Below are 18,083 nucleotides of genomic sequence, written 5' to 3'. Positions count from 1 at the left end.
CGCGTCGAAGGGCCCGGCTCGCCCCCGAGCCGGGCCCTTCACGCGTACCGCCGGTGCTACCGGACGAACACGCTCGCCTGGTTCGCCAGGTCCAGGAAGTACTGCGGGGCGAGACCGAGGACCAGGGTGACCACGACGCCCGTGGCGATCGTGAGGCTCGTCAGGGCCGAGGGCACGGCGACCGTCGGGCCGTCCGCCTTCGGCTCGCTGAAGAACATGAGCACGATGACCCGGATGTAGAAGAACGCGGCGATCGCCGAGGAGATCACACCGACCACGACGAGCGCGCCCGCGCCGCCGTCCGCCGCCGCCTTGAAGACCGCGAACTTCCCGGAGAAGCCGGAGGTCAGCGGAATGCCGGCGAAGGCGAGCAGGAAGACCGCGAAGACCGCCGCGACGAGCGGCGAACGACGGCCGAGTCCGGCCCACTTGGACAGGTGGGTGGCCTCGCCGCCCGCGTCCCGGACCAGGGTGACGACGGCGAAGGCTCCGATCGTCACGAAGGAGTACGCCCCCAGGTAGAAGAGGACGGACGAGATCCCGCTCGGGGTGGCCGCGATGACACCGGCGAGCAGGAAGCCCGCGTGCGCGATCGACGAGTACGCCAGGAGCCGCTTGATGTCGGTCTGGGTGATGGCGACGATCGCACCGCCCAGCATGGTGACGATGGCGACGCCCCACATGACCGGCCGCCAGTCCCAGGTGAGACCGGGGAGCACCACGTAGAGCAGGCGGAGCAGGGCGCCGAAGGCGGCGACCTTGGTGGCGGCGGCCATGAAGCCGGTGACCGGGGTGGGGGCGCCCTGGTAGACGTCCGGGGTCCACATGTGGAACGGCACGGCGCCGACCTTGAAGAGGAGCCCCACGAGGACCATGGCGAAGCCGATGAGCAGCAGCGCGTCGTTGCCCATGGTGTCGGCGAGCGCCGGGTCGACGGCGCCGATCGAGCCGTCGACGACCCGGGCGATCGTCGCGTACGAGACGGAGCCCGCGTAGCCGTAGAGCAGGGCGATCCCGAAGAGCAGGAAGGCCGAGGAGAAGGCGCCGAGCAGGAAGTACTTGACGGCCGCCTCCTGCGACATCAGCCGCTTGCGGCGGGCGACGGCGCAGAGCAGGTACAGCGGGAGGGAGAAGACCTCCAGGGCGACGAAGAGCGTCAGGAGGTCGTTGGCCGCCGGGAAGACCAGCATGCCGGAGATCGCGAAGAGCGCGAGCGGGAAGACCTCGGTGGTGGTGAAGCCCGCCTTGACGGCGGCCTTCTCGTGCTCGCTGCCGGGGACGGCGGCGGCCTCGGCGGCGAAGGAGTCGACCTTGTGGCCGTGGTCGGCCGGGTCGAGCCTGCGCTCGGCGAAGGTGAAGACCGCCACGATGGAGGCGAGGAGAATGGTGCCCTGGAGGAACAGGGCGGGTCCGTCGACGGCGACGGCGCCCATGGCCGCGATGTGGGCCTTGGTGGAGCCGTAACCGCCCGCCGCCAGGCCGACGATGGCGGCGAAGGCGGTGGCGAGCGCGGCGACGGAGAGGAAGACCTGGCTGTGGTAGCGGGCCTTGCGGGGCACGAAGGCCTCGACGAGGACGCTGACGACCGCGGCGCCGAGCACGATGAGCACGGGCGAGAGCTGCGTGTACTCGATGTGGGGCGCCGGGATCTTGTCGAGCGGCCCGGCAGCCGTCGTCCACAAGCTGTGGACAGCCATGGAACTCACTTGGCCGCCTCCACGTTCTGAATCTGGGGCTGGGGGTCCTTCTGCTGGACGTCGGACATGGTGTGCTGCACGGCCGGGTTGACGACGTCCGTCAGCGGCTTCGGGAAGACGCCGAGGAAGATCAGGACGGCGATCAGCGGCACGACCACGGCCAGCTCGCGCGCCCGCAGGTCGGGCAGCGCCCGCACCTCCTCCTTCACCGGCCCGGTCATCGTCCGCTGGTACAGGACGAGGGTGTAGAGCGCGGCGAGGACGATGCCGGTGGTGGCGATGACGCCGGCCACCGGGTAGCGCTCGAAGGCGCCGACCAGGACGAGGAACTCGCTGACGAACGGGGCGAGTCCGGGCAGCGACAGGGTCGCGAGGCCGCCGATCAGGAAGGTGCCGGCGAGCACGGGGGCGACCTTCTGCACACCGCCGTAGTCGGCGATGAGCCGCGAGCCGCGCCGGGAGATGAGGAACCCGGCGACGAGCATCAGCGCGGCGGTCGAGATGCCGTGGTTGACCATGTAGAGCGTGGCGCCGGACTGGCCCTGGCTGGTCATCGCGAAGATGCCCAGGATGATGAAGCCGAAGTGCGAGATCGACGCGTAGGCGACCAGGCGCTTGATGTCCCGCTGGCCGACCGCGAGCAGCGCGCCGTAGACGATGCTGATGAGCGCCAGGACGACGATCGCGGGGGTGGCCCACTTGCTCGCCTCGGGGAAGAGGCCGAGGCAGAAGCGGAGCATCGCGAAGGTGCCGACCTTGTCGACGACGGCGGTGATGAGGACGGCGACCGGGGCGGTGGCCTCCCCCATCGCGTTCGGCAGCCAGGTGTGCAGCGGCCACAGCGGCGCCTTCACCGCGAAGGCGAAGAAGAAGCCGAGGAACAGCAGCCGCTCGGTGTTGGTGGCCATGTCGAGCGAGCCGTTGGCCCGGGCCTCGGCGATCTCGGTGAGCGAGAAGTTCCCCGCGACCACGTAGAGCCCGATGACCGCGGCCAGCATGATCAGGCCGCCGACGAGGTTGTAGAGCAGGAACTTGACCGCCGCGTACGAGCGCTGGGCCGCCGCGTTCTCGTCGGAGCCCGTGTGGGCGCGGTCGCCGAAGCCGCCGATGAGGAAGTACATCGGGATGAGCATGGCTTCGAACAGGATGTAGAAGAGGAAGACGTCGGTGGCCTCGAAGGAGAGGATCACCATCGCCTCGACCATGAGGATCAGGGCGAAGAAGCCCTGCGTCGGCCGCCACCTCTTCGAGGAGGTCTCCAAGGGGTCGGCGTCGTGCCAGCCGGCCAGGACGATGAACGGGATCAGCAGCGCGGTGAGCGCGATGAGCGCCACCCCGATGCCGTCGACGCCGAGCTCGTACCGGACGCCGAAGTCCTTGATCCAGGAGTGGGACTCGGTCAGCTGGTACCGGTCGCCGCCGGGCTCGAACTGTGCCCAGACGACGGCGGCGAGCGCCAGCGTGACGAGCGAGACGAGCAGCGCCAGCCACTTGGCGGCGGTGCGCCGGGCGGCGGGCACGGCCGCGGTGAGCACGGCGCCCACCGCGGGCACCGCTGCCGTCGCCGTAAGGAGCGGGAAGGACATGACAGTTACACCGCCCTCATCAGCAGGGTCGCGGCGATCAGCACCGCCGTACCTCCGAACATGGAGACCGCGTACGAGCGGGCGTAGCCGTTCTGGAGCTTGCGCAGCCGGCCGGAGAGTCCGCCGACGGAGGCCGCGGTGCCGTTGACGACGCCGTCGACCAGGCTGTGGTCGACGTAGACCAGCGAGCGGGTCAGGTGCGTGCCGCCGGTGACGAAGACGGCGTGGTTGAAGTCGTCCTGGAGCAGGTCGCGGCGGGCGGCCCGGGTGAGGAGCGAGCCGCGCGGGGCGACCACCGGGACGGGCCTGCGGCCGTACTGGAGGTACGCGAGGCCGACGCCGATCACCATGACGGCGACGGTGGCGGCGGTGACCGCTCCGGCGCTGATCGGCGAGTGGCCGTGCGCGAAGCCGGTGACCGGCTCCAGCCACTCGACGAACCCGGCGAACTCGAAGAAGGCGCCCGCGGCGACCGAGCCGACGGCGAGGAGCACCATCGGGATCACCATGGACTTCGGCGACTCGTGCGGGTGCGGCATCTCGCCGGGGGCCGCCTCGGCACCGGGCTCGACGCCCGGGGCGGTCGCCGGGTCCGGCGCCGGCTGCCAGCGCTTCTCGCCGAAGAAGGTCATCAGCATCACGCGGGTCATGTAGTACGCGGTGATGGCCGCGCCGAGCAGGGTGACCGCGCCGAGGATCCAGCCCTCGGTGCCGCCCTTGGCGAAGGCCGCCTCGATGATCTTGTCCTTGGAGAAGAAGCCGGACAGACCGGGGAAGCCGATGATCGCGAGGTAGCCGAGGCCGAAGGTGACGAAGGTGACCGGCATGTACTTCCGCAGGCCGCCGTACTTCCGCATGTCGACCTCGTCGTTCATGCCGTGCATGACGGAGCCGGCACCGAGGAAGAGCCCGGCCTTGAAGAAGCCGTGCGTGACCAGGTGCATGATCGCGAAGACGTAGCCGATGGGGCCGAGGCCGGCCGCCAGGATCATGTAGCCGATCTGCGACATCGTCGAACCGGCGAGGGCCTTCTTGATGTCGTCCTTCGCGCAACCGACGATCGCACCGAAGAGGAGCGTGACGGCGCCGACGACGGTGACGACGAGCTGGGCGTCCGGCGCGGCGTTGAAGATGTCGGCGGAGCGGACGATCAGGTAGACGCCGGCGGTCACCATCGTGGCCGCGTGGATGAGGGCCGAGACCGGGGTCGGGCCCTCCATCGCGTCCCCGAGCCAGGACTGCAGCGGCACCTGGGCCGACTTGCCGCAGGCGGCGAGGAGCAGCATCAGGCCGATCGCGGTCAGCTTGCCCTCGGAGGCCTGTCCGCTCGCCTCCAGGACCGGCCCGAAGGCGAAGGTGCCGAAGGTGGTGAACATGATCATGATGGCGATGGAGAGGCCCATGTCGCCGACCCGGTTGACCAGGAAGGCCTTCTTCGCGGCGGTGGCCGCGGTGGGCTTGTGCTGCCAGAAGCCGATCAGGAGGTACGAGGCGAGGCCGACGCCCTCCCAGCCGAAGTACAGGAGCAGGTAGTTGTCGGCGAGGACGAGCAGGAGCATCGCCGCGACGAACAGGTTGAGGTAGCCGAAGAAGCGGCGGCGGCGCTCGTCGTGCTCCATGTAGCCGATGGAGTAGACGTGGATGAGCGTGCCGACCCCGGTGATCAGCAGGACGAAGGTCATCGACAGCTGGTCGAGCTGGAAGGCCATGTCCGCCTGGAAGCCCTCGACGGGGATCCAGGTGTAGAGCGTCTGGTGCAGGGCCCGGTCGTCGGCGCTCTTGCCGAGCATGTCGGCGAAGAGCGCCAGGCCGATCACGAAGGACACGCCCGCGAGGAGCGTGCCGAGCCAGTGCCCGGTCCTGTCGAGCCGCCGGCCGCCGCAGAGCAGCACCGCCGCCCCGAGCAGGGGCGCCCCGATGAGCAGCGCAATGAGATTTTCCACGGTCAGCCCCTCACAGCTTCATCAGGCTGGCGTCGTCGACCGAGGCCGAGTGGCGGGCACGGAAGACGGACACGATGATCGCGAGCCCGACGACGACCTCCGCGGCGGCGACGACCATCGTGAAGAAGGCGATGATCTGGCCGTCGAGGTTGCCGTGCATGCGGGAGAAGGTGACGAACGCGAGGTTGCAGGCGTTGAGCATGAGCTCCACGCACATGAACAGGACGATCGCGTTGCGCCGGATCAGCACCCCGACCGCACCGATGGTGAACAGCAGGGCGGCGAGGTACAGGTAGTTGACGGGATTCACCGGGAAGCCTCCTCTTCGCGGCCCAGGCGCTCCGCCGAGCGCTGCTCCAGGGCCTTGAGGTCCGAGAGCGCCTCGTGGGACACGTCCCGGATCTGGCCCCGCTTGCGCAGGGTCCCCATGACGGTGAGCTCCGCCGGGGTGCCGTCGGGCAGCAGACCGGCGATGTCGACGGCGTTGTGCCGGGCGTACACACCGGGCGCGGGCAGCGGCGGCACGTGCTTGCCCTCGCGCACGCGCTGCTCGGAGAGCTCGCGCTGGGTGCGGGCCCGCTCGGTGCGCTCCCGGTGGGTGAGCACCATCGCGCCGACGGCGGCGGTGATCAGCAGCGCGCCGGTGATCTCGAAGGCGAAGACGTACTTGGTGAAGATGAGGGCGGCGAGGCCCTCGACGTTCCCGCCGTGCGCGCTGTTGGCCGTGCCGAGGCCGGCGAACTCCGTCAGCGAGGCGTTGCCGATGCCGGCGGCGAGCAGGATGCCGAAGCCGAGACCGCAGGCGACGGCCCACCAGCGCTGCCCCTTGATGGTCTCCTTCAGCGAGTCCGCGGCCGTGACGCCGACCAGCATGACGACGAAGAGGAAGAGCATCATGATCGCGCCGGTGTAGACGACGATCTGGACGATGCCGAGGAAGTACGCGCCGTTGGCGAGGTAGAAGACCGCCAGGACGATCATGGTCCCGGCGAGGGAGAGCGCCGAGTGCACGGCCTTCTTCATCAGGACCGTGGACAGCGCGCCGACGACGGCGACGGTGCCGAGGACCCAGAACTGGAAGGCCTCACCGGAGGACGTCGTGTACGCCGCGAGGTTCGCGCTCATGCGTCCGCCCCCTCCGGCTCGCCCTTCTCCCCCTTGGACACCGCGACCTGACGGACGGTCCCGGGCGCGGCCCCGGTGACCAGGCCCTTGTAGTAGTCCTGCTCGGTCATCCCCGGGAAGATCGCGTGCGGGGTGTCGACCATCTCCTCCTCCAGGCCCGCGAGGAGCTGCTCCTTGGTGTAGATCAGGGCCTCGCGGGAGGAGTCGGCCAGCTCGAACTCGTTGGTCATCGTCAGCGCGCGCGTGGGGCACGCCTCGATGCACAGTCCGCACAGGATGCAGCGGGCGTAGTTGATCTGGTACACGCGGCCGTACCGCTCGCCCGGCGAGTAGCGCTCCTCGTCGGTGTTGTCCGCGCCCTCCACGTAGATCGCGTCGGCGGGACAGGCCCAGGCGCACAGCTCGCAGCCGACGCACTTCTCCAGGCCGTCGGGGTGACGGTTGAGCTGGTGCCGGCCGTGGAAGCGGGGCGCCGTCGTCTTCTGCTGCTCCGGGTACTGCTCGGTCAGCCGCTTCTTGAACATGGCCTTGAAGGTCACGCCGAAGCCGGCCACCGGATTCTGGAAATCAGACACCGTCCGTCCCCCTTTCATCACTCTCGGTAGCAGTATCGGGGCCGCCACTGACAACGAGGTCCCGTTCGTGCCGGGGCCTGCGCCGCGGCACGGGCGGCAGGGACTGTCCGGGCTTGGGCGGTACGGGGAAGCCGCCCGCCATCGGGTCGAAGGCCCGCTCCTCGGCGGGTCCGGCCGCGGCCTCCTTCGCCTTCCGGTCGCGGAACGCGTCGTACAGGAAGGAGAGGAGGAGCAGCGCGAGGACGGCACCGGCCACGTACAGCACGATGTTGGAGAAGGCGATGTTCTCGTTCCGCAGCGCGCGGACGGTGGCGACCAGCATCAGCCAGACCACGGCGACCGGGATGAGGACCTTCCAGCCGAGCTTCATCAGCTGGTCGTAGCGGACGCGGGGCAGGGTGCCGCGGAGCCAGATGAAGAAGAACAGCAGCAGCTGCACCTTGATGACGAACCAGAGCATCGGCCACCAGCCGTGGTTCGCGCCCTCCCAGAAGGTGGAGATCGGGTACGGGGCCCGCCAGCCGCCCAGGAAGAGGGTCACCGACACGGCCGAGACCGTCACCATGTTCACGTACTCGGCGAGCATGAACATCGCGAACTTGATGGACGAGTACTCGGTGTTGAAGCCGCCGACGAGGTCGCCCTCGGACTCCGGCATGTCGAAGGGGGCGCGGTTGGTCTCGCCGACCATCGTGACGATGTAGATGATGAACGAGACCGGCAGCAGGATCACGAACCAGCGGTCCGCCTGCGCCTCGACGATCTTCGAGGTCGACATCGACCCGGAGTAGAGGAAGACGGAGGCGAAGGCCGCGCCCATGGCGATCTCGTACGAGATCATCTGCGCGCAGGAGCGGAGGCCGCCGAGCAGCGGGTACGTGGAGCCGGAGGACCAGCCGGCGAGGACGATGCCGTAGATGCCGACGGAGGCGACCGCGAGGACGTACAGCATCGCGATCGGCAGGTCGGTGAGCTGCATCGCCGTGCGGTGGCCGAAGATCGAGACCTCGTTGCCGGCCGGACCGAAGGGGATCACGGCGATCGCCATGAACGCGGGGATCGCGGCGACGATCGGGGCGAGGACGTAGACGACCTTGTCGGCCTTCCTGACGATCACGTCCTCCTTGAGCATCAGCTTGATGCCGTCCGCGAGGGACTGGAGCATGCCCCAGGGGCCGTGCCGGTTGGGGCCGACGCGCAGCTGCATCCAGGCGACGACCTTGCGCTCCCACACGATGGAGAAGAGCACGGTGACCATCAGGAAGGCGAAGCAGAAGACCGCCTTGATCAGCACGAGCCACCAGGGGTCCGTGCCGAACATGGACAGGTCTTCGGCCGCGAGGACGTTCGGGGTCATGCCTGCACCTCCTGCGAGGTCGCCGGGCCGATGCGGACCAGGTCGCCGGGGTGGGCGCCGGTGTCGGAGGGAACGCCCCGGCCCTTCGAGTTCAGCGGGAGCCAGACGACGCGGTCGGGCATCTCGGTGATCTGGAGCGGGAAGGCGACGGAGCCCGCGGGGCCGGTCACCTCCAGGACGTCGCCGTCCTTGACGCCGGTGTCGGCGGCGGTGGCGGCGGAGAGCCGGGCGACCGCTGCGTGCCGGGTGCCGGCCAGGGCGGCGTCGCCCTCCTGGAGCCTGCCCAGGTCGAGGAGGAGGCGGTGTCCTGCGAGGACGGCCTCGCCCTCGCCGGGCCGGGGCGCCGGCTGACCGGGCGAGCTGGGCTCGGTCGCCCGCTCCTCGGTCCAGCCGCCGAGCCGGTCCAGCTCCCGGCGGGCCGACCGCAGGTCGGGCAGGCCGAGGTGGACGTCGAGGGCGTCGGCCAGCATGTGGAGGACGCGGGCGTCGCTCGGCGCGAGCGGCCTCGTCATCTGCTCGGGCTTGAGCGCGGCCTCGAAGAGCCGGGCCCTGCCCTCCCAGTTGAGGAAGGTGCCGGGCTTCTCGGCGACGGCCGCGACCGGCAGGACCACGTCGGCGCGCTCGGTGACCTCGCTCGGCCGCAGCTCCAGGGAGACCACGAAGGCCGTGTCGAGGGCCTCACGCGCGCGTGCCGGGTCCGGCAGGTCGACGACCTCGACGCCTGCGACGAGCAGCGCGGCGAGTTCGCCGCCGGCGGCGGCCTCCAGGATCTGTCCGGTGTCGCGGCCGTAGCGGTGCGGGAGTTCGCGGACGCCCCAGGCGGCGGCGACCTCCTCACGCGCGCGGGGATCGGTCGCGGGCCGGCCGCCCGGCAGCAGCGCCGGGAGCGCGCCGGCCTCGACGGCTCCGCGCTCACCCGCGCGGCGCGGGATCCACACGAGGCGGGCGCCGGTGGCGACGGAGGCGCGCAGGGCGGCGGTGAGCGCGCCGGGCACGCCCGCGAGCCGCTCGCCGACGGCGATGACCGCGCCCTCCTGGCGGAGGGCCTCGGCCGCGGCGGCGCCGTCCTCGGAGAGCCCCACCCGGGAGGTGAGGGCGTCGAGCCACTCGGTCTCGGTGCCGGGGGCGGCCGGCAGCAGCGTGCCGCCCGCCTTCTCCAGGCCCCGGGTCGCGAACGGGGCGACGGCGTACGTCTTCTGGCCGTGCTTGCGCCAGGCCTTGCGGAGCCGCAGGAAGACGCCGGGCGCCTCCTCCTCGGACTCCAGGCCGACCAGGAGTACGGCGGGCGCGGCCTCCAGCGAGGTGTACGTGACACCCGAGCCGTCCAGGTCGCGTCCCCGGCCCGCGACGGCTGAGGCCAGGAAGTCGGCCTCCTCGCCGGAGTGGATCCGGGCCCGGAAGTCGATGTCGTTGGTGTCGAGGGCGACCCGGGCGAACTTGGCGTACGCGTAGGAGTCCTCGACGGTCAGCCTGCCGCCGGTCAGGACGCCGGTCCGGCCGCGGACGAGCCCGCGGGCGGCGGCCTCCAGGGCCTCGGGCCAGGACGCGGGCTCCAGCTCACCGGTGTCGGCGTTCCGTACGAGCGGGGTGGTGAGCCGGTCGCGCTGCTGGGCGTACCGGAAGCCGAAGCGGCCCTTGTCGCAGATCCACTCCTCGTTGACCTCGGGGTCCTCGGCGGCGAGCCGCCGCATGACCTTGCCGCGCCGGTGGTCGGTGCGGGTGGCGCAGCCGCCGGCGCAGTGCTCGCAGACGGACGGCGAGGAGACCAGGTCGAAGGGGCGGGAGCGGAAGCGGTAGGCGGCCGAGGTGAGGGCGCCGACCGGGCAGATCTGGATGGTGTTGCCGGAGAAGTACGACTCGAAGGGGTCGCCCTCGCCGGTGCCGACCTGCTGGAGCGCGCCGCGCTCGATGAGCTCGATCATCGGGTCGCCCGCGACCTGGTTGGAGAAGCGGGTGCAGCGGGCGCACAGGACGCACCGCTCGCGGTCGAGGAGCACCTGCGTGGAGATCGGGATCGGCTTCTCGTAGGTCCGCTTGACGCCCTCGAAGCGGGACTCGGCCTGTCCGTGGGACATGGCCTGGTTCTGCAGGGGGCACTCGCCGCCCTTGTCGCAGACCGGGCAGTCGAGCGGGTGGTTGACGAGCAGCAGCTCCATCACGCCGTGCTGGGCCTTCTCGGCGACGGGCGAGGTCAGCTGCGACTTCACCACCATGCCGTCGGTGCAGGTGATGGTGCAGGAGGCCATGGGCTTGCGCTGGCCCTCGACCTCGACGATGCACTGGCGGCAGGCGCCGGCGGGGTCGAGGAGCGGGTGGTCGCAGAAGCGCGGGATCTCGATGCCGAGCTGTTCGGCGGCGCGGATGACCAGGGTCCCCTTGGGGACGGAGATCTCGACGCCGTCGATGGTCAGCGTGACGAGGTCCTCCGGCGGTACGGCCGGGCTGCCGCCGCCGCTGGGCGTGGACGCGATGACGGTCATGCGGTCACCTCCTTGTGGTTGTCCGCCCAGGCGGTCGACTTGGCCGGGTCGAAGGGGCAGCCCTTGCCCGTGATGTGCTGCTCGTACTCCTCGCGGAAGTACTTCAGGGAGGAGAAGATCGGCGAGGCGGCGCCGTCGCCGAGGGCGCAGAACGACTTGCCGTTGATGTTGTCGGCGATGTCGCCCAGCTTGTCGAGGTCGGACATCTGGCCCTTGCCCGCCTCGATGTCGCGGAGCAGCTGGACGAGCCAGTACGTGCCCTCGCGGCAGGGTGTGCACTTGCCGCAGGACTCGTGGGCGTAGAACTCGGTCCAGCGGGTGACGGCCCGGACGACGCAGGTGGTCTCGTCGAAGCACTGGAGCGCCTTGGTGCCGAGCATGGAGCCGGCGGCGCCGACGCCCTCGTAGTCGAGGGGCACGTCGAGGTGCTCGTCGGTGAACATCGGGGTGGAGGAGCCGCCGGGCGTCCAGAACTTGAGCCGGTGGCCGGGGCGCATGCCGCCGCTCATGTCGAGGAGCTGGCGCAGGGTGATGCCGAGGGGGGCCTCGTACTGGCCGGGCGAGGCGACGTGCCCGCTGAGCGAGTACAGCGTGAAGCCCGGGGACTTCTCGCTGCCCATCGACGTGAACCAGTCCTTGCCCTTGTTCAGGATCGCGGGAACCGAGGCGATGGATTCGACGTTGTTCACCACAGTGGGGCAGGCGTACAGACCGGCGACCGCGGGGAAGGGGGGTCGCAGCCGGGGCTGGCCGCGGCGCCCTTCGAGCGAGTCGAGCAGTGCGGTCTCCTCACCGCAGATGTACGCGCCGGCGCCGGCGTGCACGGTGAGTTCGAGGTCGAGTCCGCTGCCGAGGATGTTCGTGCCGAGGTAGCCGGCGGCGTAGGCCTCGCGGACGGCCTCGTGCAGGCGGCGCAGGACGGGGACGACCTCGCCGCGCAGATAGATGAAGGCGTGGTTCGAGCGGATCGCGTAGCAGGCGATCACGATGCCCTCGATGAGGGAGTGCGGGTTGGCGAAGAGGAGGGGGATGTCCTTGCAGGTGCCGGGCTCCGACTCGTCGGCGTTGACGACGAGGTAGTGGGGCTTGCCGTCGCCCTGCGGGATGAACTGCCACTTCATGCCGGTGGGGAAGCCGGCGCCGCCGCGTCCGCGGAGGCCGGATTCCTTGACGTACGCGATGAGGTCGTCGGGGCTCATCGCGAGGGCCTTGCGCAGGCCCTCGTAGCCCTCGTGCCGCCGGTAGGTCTCCAGGGTCCAGGAGTCGGGCTGGTCCCAGAAGGCCGACAGGACGGGTGCGAGCAGCTTCTCGGGACTGCTGTTGTTGATCTCGGCGGCCAAGGTCATTCCTCCCCCTCCTGTCCGGAGGTCTCACCACGCGGGTGGACGATTCGGTGGTGCGGCTTCTCGCCCTTGGCCAGGCGCAGCCCGACGAGGGAGGCGGGCCCGGCTCCGCCGGTGGCCTCGACGGCGCCGGGGCGCTCGTCGGGGAAGCCGGCGAGGATGCGGGCGGTCTCCTTGAAGGTGCAGAGCGGGGCGCCGCGGGTGGGTTCGACGGTGCGTCCGGCCCGGAGGTCGTCGACCATCTTCTTGGCGGACTCGGGCGTCTGGTTGTCGAAGAACTCCCAGTTGACCATCACGACGGGTGCGAAGTCGCAGGCCGCGTTGCACTCGATGTGTTCGAGGGTGATCTTGCCGTCCTCGGTGGTCTCGTCGTTGCCGACGCCGAGGTGCTGCTTGAGTTCCTCGAAGATGGCGTCGCCGCCCATGACCGCGCAGAGCGTGTTCGTACAGACGCCGACCTGGTAGTCGCCGGAGGGCTTGCGCCGGTACATCGTGTAGAAGGTGGCGACGGCGGTGACCTCGGCGGTGGTCAGGCCGAGGGTGTCGGCGCAGAAGGCCATGCCGGTACGGGTCACGTGGCCCTCCTCCGACTGCACGAGGTGCAGCATCGGCAGGAGCGCGGAGCGGGAGTCCGGGTAGCGGGCGATGATCGCCTTCGCGTCCTCGGTGAGCCGGGCGTGGACGTCCGCCGGGTACGGGGGCGCGGGAAGCCGGGGCATCCCGAGGCTGATGTTCTCCGTCATCGGTCGACGCCTCCCATCACGGGGTCGATGGAGGCGACGGCGACGATGACGTCGGCGACCTGGCCGCCCTCGCACATCGCGGCCATGGCCTGGAGGTTGGTGAAGGACGGGTCGCGGAAGTGGACCCGGTACGGGCGGGTGCCGCCGTCGGAGACGACGTGGACGCCGAGCTCGCCCTTGGGGGACTCGACGGCCGCGTAGGCCTGCCCGGCCGGGACCCGGAAGCCCTCGGTGACCAGCTTGAAGTGGTGGATCAGGGCCTCCATGGAGGTGCCCATGATCTTCGCGATGTGGTCGGTGGAGTTGCCGAGGCCGTCCGGGCCGAGGGCGAGCTGCGCCGGCCAGGCGATCTTCTTGTCGCCGACCATGACCGGTCCTGGCGCCAGGCGGTCGAGGCACTGCTCGACGATCCGCAGGGACTGCCGCATCTCCTCCAGGCGGACGAGGAAGCGTCCGTAGGAGTCGCAGGTGTCGGCGGTCGGGATCTCGAAGTCGTAGTTCTCGTAGCCGCAGTACGGGTCGGTCTTCCGCAGGTCGTGCGGGAGGCCCGCCGAGCGGAGGATCGGCCCGGTGGCGCCGAGGGCCATGCAGCCGGTGAGGTCGAGGTAGCCGACGTCCTGCATGCGGGCCTTGAAGATGGGGTTGCCGGTGGCGAGCTTGTCGTACTCCGGCAGGTTCTTCTTCATGGTCTTCACGAACTCGCGCACGGCGTCGACGGCGCCGGGCGGGAGGTCCTGGGCGAGGCCGCCGGGGCGGATGAACGCGTGGTTCATGCGCAGGCCGGTGATCAGCTCGTACAGGTCCAGGATCATCTCGCGGTCCCGGAAGCCGTAGATCATGATCGTGGTGGCGCCGAGCTCCATGCCGCCGGTGGCGATGCACACCAGGTGCGAGGAGAGCCGGTTCAGCTCCATGAGCAGGACCCGGATGACGCTCGCGCGGTCCGGGATCTGCTCGGTGACGCCGAGGAGCTTCTCCACGCCCAGGCAGTACGCCGTCTCGTTGTAGAACGAGGTGAGGTAGTCCATGCGCGTGACGAAGGTGGTGCCCTGCGTCCAGGTCCGGTACTCGAGGTTCTTCTCGATGCCGGTGTGGAGGTAGCCGATGCCGCAGCGGGCCTCGGTGACGGTCTCGCCGTCGATCTCCAGGATCAGGCGGAGCACGCCGTGGGTGGAGGGGTGCTGGGGGCCCATGTTGACGATGATGCGCTCGTCGTCGGCCTTCGCGGCGGACTGGACGACCTCTTCCCAGTCGCCGCCGGTCACCGTGTAGACGGCGCCTTCGGTCGTCTCGCGGGGAGACGCGTGTTCGGTGGACATCAGCTGTACGACCTCCGCTGGTCCGGAGCCGGGATCTGGGCGCCCTTGTACTCGACGGCGATGCCGCCGAGGGGGTAGTCCTTGCGCTGCGGGTGGCCCTGCCAGTCGTCCGGCATCATGATCCGGGTGAGGGCGGGGTGGCCGTCGAAGACGATGCCGAAGAAGTCGTACGTCTCGCGCTCGTGCCAGTCGTTCGTCGGGTAGACGGCGGTGAGCGTGGGGATCCTCGGGTCGGCGTCGGGGGCCGAGACCTCCAGGCGGATCAGCCGGCCGTGGGTCAGCGAGCGCAGGTGGTAGACGGCGTGCAGCTCGCGGCCCTTGTCGCCCGGGTAGTGGACGCCGGAGACGCCCGTACACAGCTCGAAGCGCAGGGCCGGGTCGTCGCGCAGGGTGCGGGCCACGCGGACGAGGTGCTCGCGCTCGATGTGGAAGGTGAGCTCGCCGCGGTCGACGACCGTCTTCTCGATGGCGTTCTCCGGGAGGAGTCCCTGCTCCTCCAGGGCGCCCTCCAGCTCGTCGGCGACCTCGTCGAACCAGCCGCCGTACGGGCGGGTGGCCGGGCCGGGGAGCCGGACGGAGCGGACGAGGCCGCCGTAGCCGGAGGTGTCGCCGCCGTTGTTGGCGCCGAACATGCCACGCTGGACGCGGACCTCCTCGCCGTGGTCCCCGCGCTGACCGGGCAGGTTCTGCGCGCTGAGGTCCTTCTCGGGGTTCGGTGTTTCGTCGCTCACTGTGCAGCCCTGTTCCCTTCTCCGCCCACGCGGCGCAGAGGTGCGGTCGTCGTTGTCGTCTGCGGCCCGGCGGCCGCGCGTGCGTCGGTCACCTCAGCAGACCCTTCAGTTCGATCGTCGGCAGCGCCTTGAGCGCCGCCTCCTCCGCCTCGCGGGCCGCCTCCTCGGCGTTCACGCCGAGCTTGGAGGTCTGGATCTTCTGGTGGAGCTTGAGGATCGCGTCCAGGAGCATCTCCGGACGCGGCGGGCAACCGGGCAGGTAGATGTCGACCGGCACGATGTGGTCGACGCCCTGGACGATCGCGTAGTTGTTGAACATGCCGCCCGAGGAGGCGCAGACGCCCATGGAGATGACCCACTTGGGGTTGGGCATCTGGTCGTAGACCTGCCGCAGGACGGGCGCCATCTTCTGGCTCACCCGGCCGGCCACGATCATCAGGTCGGCCTGGCGCGGCGAACCGCGGAAGACCTCCATGCCGAAGCGGGCCAGGTCGTACCGGCCGGCTCCGGTGGTCATCATCTCGATGGCGCAGCAGGCGAGGCCGAAGGTCGCGGGGAACACGGACGCCTTGCGCACCCAGCCCGCGGCCTGTTCGACCGTCGTCAGCAGAAAGCCGCTCGGGAGTTTCTCTTCGAGTCCCATAGGTGCCCCTCAGCCCCTCAGTCCCATTCCAGGCCGCCGCGCCGCCACACGTACGCGTAGGCGACGAAGACGGTGAGCACGAAGAGCAGCATCTCCACGAGCCCGAAAAGCCCCAGGGCGTCGAAGGTGACGGCCCAGGGGTAGAGGAAGACGATCTCGATGTCGAAGACGATGAAGAGCATCGCCGTCAGGTAGTACTTGATCGGGAAGCGGCCGCCTCCGGCGGGAGTGGGCGTCGGCTCGATGCCGCACTCGTACGCTTCAAGCTTGGCCCTGTTGTACCGCTTTGGCCCGATAAGCGTGGCCATGACCACGGAGAAGATCGCAAACCCCGCACCCAGGGCACCGAGCACGAGGACGGGCGCGTACGCATTCACGCTCCTCGCTCCTTCCAGTCGTCCTTGACCGTTGGACCGCACTGCCGGCCGTGAAAGATCGCCCCCATGTGAGGCAGTTCACAAGCCCGGCTGCCCCGCATCTTATGCCCGCCCCTCTGTGATCTGCGACACGGGGTACAGCAAGGAGTTTGTGATCTCCACCACCCGGCGAAGGATCATGAAGTCGTATGAGCAGTGACCTTGTTGCGCGAAGCACCCAGGTGGTCACCAGATGTGACATCCGTACCGGAAATCGCTGCTCGGAAGGGGTGTCGCACTATCAAGTGTTGTCCACTACAGGCAAATTGGCGATGGACGCGTCCGGGTGATAAAGGAACCGGCCGTCGCCCGGTCGGGGGGTCGGGCGTACGGAGGTGGACGCGTGCGCGCATTCACGAGCGTCCGTCAGGCGACGATGTGACCTGCGTCACCTCACAGGAACCTCAAAAGAAGAGGGCTTGGCCATCGGCGTCAAGAGGTGGTAAGCGTCGGGCAATTCGGGCGTTTCATTGAAAACCCGTGATCAAGGGCCGGATGGGCCGTGCCCGATTTGCCCGTTACGGCGTCAATAAGGCCGCCACGGAAGTGGATTCAGGCGTTCCAAACGTAACTGTGGCGCAACGCACGTTTCTTGAAGGGAACCGTGAAGCCCTGATAGCGGTTGTACCCATGTCCCACACCGCTCACATACCCAGCCACCGGAAGCCCCGCCGCAGCGCCTCGAAGCTCGCGCTCCGTGCCGGAGTTGCCGGTGGCGTCCTCGGCACCATCGCGGTGGCCGGTGCTGCCGGGCCGGCGAATGCCGAGCCGGTGACCGAGACCATCGAGATGCCCACCCTGGGCTCGCTCGACGCCGCCGGCGGCCTCGCCAGCGCCGTCGCCGCCTCCGCGGAGGCCTCCCAGCAGGAGGCCCTCGACCAGAACCTCCAGACGCTGGAGGACACGGCGCTCCACAAGGCCGCCAAGGAGGCCAAGAAGGCGAAGGCCGAGGCCGAGCGCAAGGCCGCGGCCGAGCGCGCCGAGAAGGCCCGCCTCAAGGCCGAGCAGGAGCGCAAGGAGGCCGCGGAGCGCGCCTCCCGCGACGCCGCGCGCACCCAGCTCTCCACCACGAGCTCGTCGAACGACAACGGCTCGTCGTCGTCCGACAGCGGCTCCACCGCCTCGGAGAGCGGCAGCAGCCAGACGCAGGCCCCCACCGGCTCCGCCGCCGCGATCGTGGCCTTCGCCCGCGCCCAGATCGGCGACGCGTACGTCTCCGGCGGCACCGGCCCCAACTCCTGGGACTGCTCCGGCCTCGTCCAGGCCGCCTACCGCGCGGCCGGCATCGACCTGCCCCGCATCTCGTACGAGCAGTCGAGCATGGGCACCGAGGTCTCCCTGAGCAACCTGCAGCCGGGCGACATCCTGTACTGGGGCAGCCGCAGCGGCTCGTACCACGTCGCCATCTACGTCGGCGGCGGCAAGTACGTCGGCGCGCAGAACCCGTCCAGCGGCGTCGTCGAGCACTCCATGGACTGGGACACCCCCTCGGGCGCGGTCCGCATCCTCTGATCGCTCCGCACCGTCGCGCCGGAGGGCCGTCACTCCTCGGGGGAGAGACGGCCCTCCGGCGTACCGGCATGTCCCGGGCGCCTCGGCGGCGCGACGCCTCGGCCGGTTCGATCCCGGCCGGCCGCCAGGCCGGGTAGAGGCCGGCCACCAGGCCCGTGGCGAGGCCGGTCGCCGGGGCCCCGGCGACGGTCGCGGGGTGGACGACCGGGGTCCAGTCCCGGACCGGCGCCACCCCGATCACCGTGCACACCCCCAGTGCCGTGCCGACGAGCCCGCCGATCACGCCCAGAGCGCCCGATTCCGCCAGGAACCGGGCGGTGATGTGCCGTCCCCGCGCGCCCGGGGCACGCCGCAGCCCGATCTCACCGCTCCGCTCCAGGACCGCGACCGGGGTCGTGTTGGCGATGCCGACCGCCCCGATCACCGGACAGATCCCGGCGAGCAGCAGGAACAGCCGGTCCAGATCGCCGGTGACCCCCGCCCGCAGCGCCCCCGGGGAGGCGGCGACCACGTCGACCGGTACGCCGTCCGCGCCGTCGCCCACCGGCGCGGCCCGCACGGTGGTCTCCGGGCCGAGCCGGACCGTCCAGTAGACCCCGGCGTCCCGGACGCC

General features: G+C 70.2%; 15 protein-coding genes and 1 pseudogene. 1 reads left to right on the top strand and 15 read right to left on the bottom strand.

From position 1 onward, the window contains the following. Positions 1–56: 56 nt before the first annotated feature. The 14 genes from nuoN to CCN56_RS12650 form a co-directional block, all read right to left on the bottom strand. Complete coding sequence (gene nuoN, locus CCN56_RS12715; RefSeq protein ID WP_086826532.1) at positions 57–1,706, bottom strand: NADH-quinone oxidoreductase subunit NuoN; 1,650 nt, start codon at positions 1,704–1,706, stop codon at positions 57–59. After that, a complete protein-coding gene (locus tag CCN56_RS12710) occupies positions 1,703–3,283 on the bottom strand; it encodes an NADH-quinone oxidoreductase subunit M (RefSeq protein ID WP_086826530.1) in 1,581 nt (526 codons plus the stop codon). Before CCN56_RS12710 ends, nuoN begins: the two co-directional genes overlap by 4 nt. A gap of 5 nt (positions 3,284–3,288) precedes the next feature. Continuing rightward, positions 3,289–5,226: an NADH-quinone oxidoreductase subunit L gene (nuoL, locus tag CCN56_RS12705; protein WP_086826529.1), complete on the bottom strand. Its 1,938-nt coding sequence runs from the start codon at positions 5,224–5,226 to the stop codon at positions 3,289–3,291. Between the two features lie 10 nt (positions 5,227–5,236). Next, positions 5,237–5,536, bottom strand: coding sequence for an NADH-quinone oxidoreductase subunit NuoK (nuoK, locus tag CCN56_RS12700; protein ID WP_086826527.1), 300 nt, complete (start codon positions 5,534–5,536; stop codon positions 5,237–5,239). Beyond that, the gene (locus tag CCN56_RS12695) at positions 5,533–6,351 is read right to left on the bottom strand and encodes an NADH-quinone oxidoreductase subunit J (protein ID WP_086826525.1); all 819 of its coding nucleotides are present in this window, start codon (positions 6,349–6,351) and stop codon (positions 5,533–5,535) included. Before CCN56_RS12695 ends, nuoK begins: the two co-directional genes overlap by 4 nt. Then, positions 6,348–6,944 carry an NADH-quinone oxidoreductase subunit NuoI gene (gene nuoI, locus CCN56_RS12690; protein ID WP_041130693.1) on the bottom strand — a complete coding sequence of 199 codons (597 nt, stop codon included), beginning with the start codon at positions 6,942–6,944 and terminating at the stop codon, positions 6,348–6,350. Before nuoI ends, CCN56_RS12695 begins: the two co-directional genes overlap by 4 nt. Continuing rightward, positions 6,919–8,283, bottom strand: a complete 1,365-nt coding sequence (gene nuoH, locus CCN56_RS12685; protein WP_086826523.1) for an NADH-quinone oxidoreductase subunit NuoH — start codon at positions 8,281–8,283, stop codon at positions 6,919–6,921. The genes nuoI and nuoH overlap by 26 nt, the downstream gene beginning before the upstream one ends. Next, on the bottom strand, positions 8,280–10,763 hold the full coding sequence (locus CCN56_RS12680) for an NADH-quinone oxidoreductase subunit G (RefSeq protein ID WP_086826521.1): 2,484 nt from the start codon (positions 10,761–10,763) through the stop codon (positions 8,280–8,282). Before CCN56_RS12680 ends, nuoH begins: the two co-directional genes overlap by 4 nt. Then, positions 10,760–12,109, bottom strand: coding sequence for an NADH-quinone oxidoreductase subunit NuoF (gene nuoF / locus CCN56_RS12675; RefSeq protein WP_086826519.1), 1,350 nt, complete (start codon positions 12,107–12,109; stop codon positions 10,760–10,762). The genes CCN56_RS12680 and nuoF overlap by 4 nt, the downstream gene beginning before the upstream one ends. Next, a complete protein-coding gene (gene nuoE / locus CCN56_RS12670; protein ID WP_086826517.1) occupies positions 12,106–12,849 on the bottom strand; it encodes an NADH-quinone oxidoreductase subunit NuoE in 744 nt (247 codons plus the stop codon). The genes nuoF and nuoE overlap by 4 nt, the downstream gene beginning before the upstream one ends. Further along, a complete protein-coding gene (locus CCN56_RS12665; protein ID WP_086826515.1) occupies positions 12,846–14,168 on the bottom strand; it encodes an NADH-quinone oxidoreductase subunit D in 1,323 nt (440 codons plus the stop codon). The genes nuoE and CCN56_RS12665 overlap by 4 nt, the downstream gene beginning before the upstream one ends. After that, complete coding sequence (locus CCN56_RS12660; protein WP_086826513.1) at positions 14,168–14,899, bottom strand: NADH-quinone oxidoreductase subunit C; 732 nt, start codon at positions 14,897–14,899, stop codon at positions 14,168–14,170. Before CCN56_RS12660 ends, CCN56_RS12665 begins: the two co-directional genes overlap by 1 nt. A gap of 88 nt (positions 14,900–14,987) precedes the next feature. Continuing rightward, on the bottom strand, positions 14,988–15,542 hold the full coding sequence (locus CCN56_RS12655) for an NADH-quinone oxidoreductase subunit B family protein (protein WP_024756031.1): 555 nt from the start codon (positions 15,540–15,542) through the stop codon (positions 14,988–14,990). Between the two features lie 17 nt (positions 15,543–15,559). Beyond that, entirely contained in the window at positions 15,560–15,919 is a 360-nt protein-coding gene (locus tag CCN56_RS12650; protein ID WP_019888619.1) for an NADH-quinone oxidoreductase subunit A, read from the bottom strand. 669 nt (positions 15,920–16,588) lie between these two features. Here CCN56_RS12650 and CCN56_RS12645 point away from each other — a divergent pair. After that, a complete protein-coding gene (locus CCN56_RS12645) occupies positions 16,589–17,470 on the top strand; it encodes a C40 family peptidase (protein ID WP_086826511.1) in 882 nt (293 codons plus the stop codon). A gap of 85 nt (positions 17,471–17,555) precedes the next feature. Here the strand turns inward: CCN56_RS12645 and CCN56_RS44475 are convergent. Continuing rightward, a pseudogene (locus CCN56_RS44475) lies at positions 17,556–17,966 on the bottom strand (ABC transporter permease); the annotation flags it as partial. Between the last annotated feature and the right edge of the window lie 117 nt (positions 17,967–18,083).

The sequence above is a fragment of the Streptomyces sp. NRRL B-24572 genome (genome assembly GCF_002156145.1).
Taxonomy (GTDB): Bacteria; Actinomycetota; Actinomycetes; order Streptomycetales; family Streptomycetaceae; genus Streptomyces; species Streptomyces vietnamensis.
The sequence above is the reverse complement of the archived record's forward strand: the minus strand, read 5'-3'. Positions and strand labels throughout refer to the sequence as shown.

Excerpts from the sequence above, each read along its gene's own strand:
- CCN56_RS12665 (WP_086826515.1), bottom strand. The coding sequence starts at position 14,168 with ATGTCCACCGAACACGCGTCTCCCCGCGAGACGACCGAAGGCGCCGTC.
- CCN56_RS12680 (WP_086826521.1), bottom strand. The coding sequence starts at position 10,763 with ATGACCGTCATCGCGTCCACGCCCAGCGGCGGCGGCAGCCCGGCCGTA.
- CCN56_RS12655 (WP_024756031.1), bottom strand. The coding sequence starts at position 15,542 with ATGGGACTCGAAGAGAAACTCCCGAGCGGCTTTCTGCTGACGACGGTC.
- nuoI (WP_041130693.1), bottom strand. The coding sequence starts at position 6,944 with ATGAAAGGGGGACGGACGGTGTCTGATTTCCAGAATCCGGTGGCCGGC.
- CCN56_RS12695 (WP_086826525.1), bottom strand. The coding sequence starts at position 6,351 with ATGAGCGCGAACCTCGCGGCGTACACGACGTCCTCCGGTGAGGCCTTC.
- CCN56_RS12645 (WP_086826511.1), top strand. The coding sequence starts at position 16,589 with ATGTCCCACACCGCTCACATACCCAGCCACCGGAAGCCCCGCCGCAGC.
- nuoF (WP_086826519.1), bottom strand. The coding sequence starts at position 12,109 with ATGACCTTGGCCGCCGAGATCAACAACAGCAGTCCCGAGAAGCTGCTC.
- nuoE (WP_086826517.1), bottom strand. The coding sequence starts at position 12,849 with ATGACGGAGAACATCAGCCTCGGGATGCCCCGGCTTCCCGCGCCCCCG.
- CCN56_RS12710 (WP_086826530.1), bottom strand. The coding sequence starts at position 3,283 with ATGTCCTTCCCGCTCCTTACGGCGACGGCAGCGGTGCCCGCGGTGGGC.
- nuoH (WP_086826523.1), bottom strand. The coding sequence starts at position 8,283 with ATGACCCCGAACGTCCTCGCGGCCGAAGACCTGTCCATGTTCGGCACG.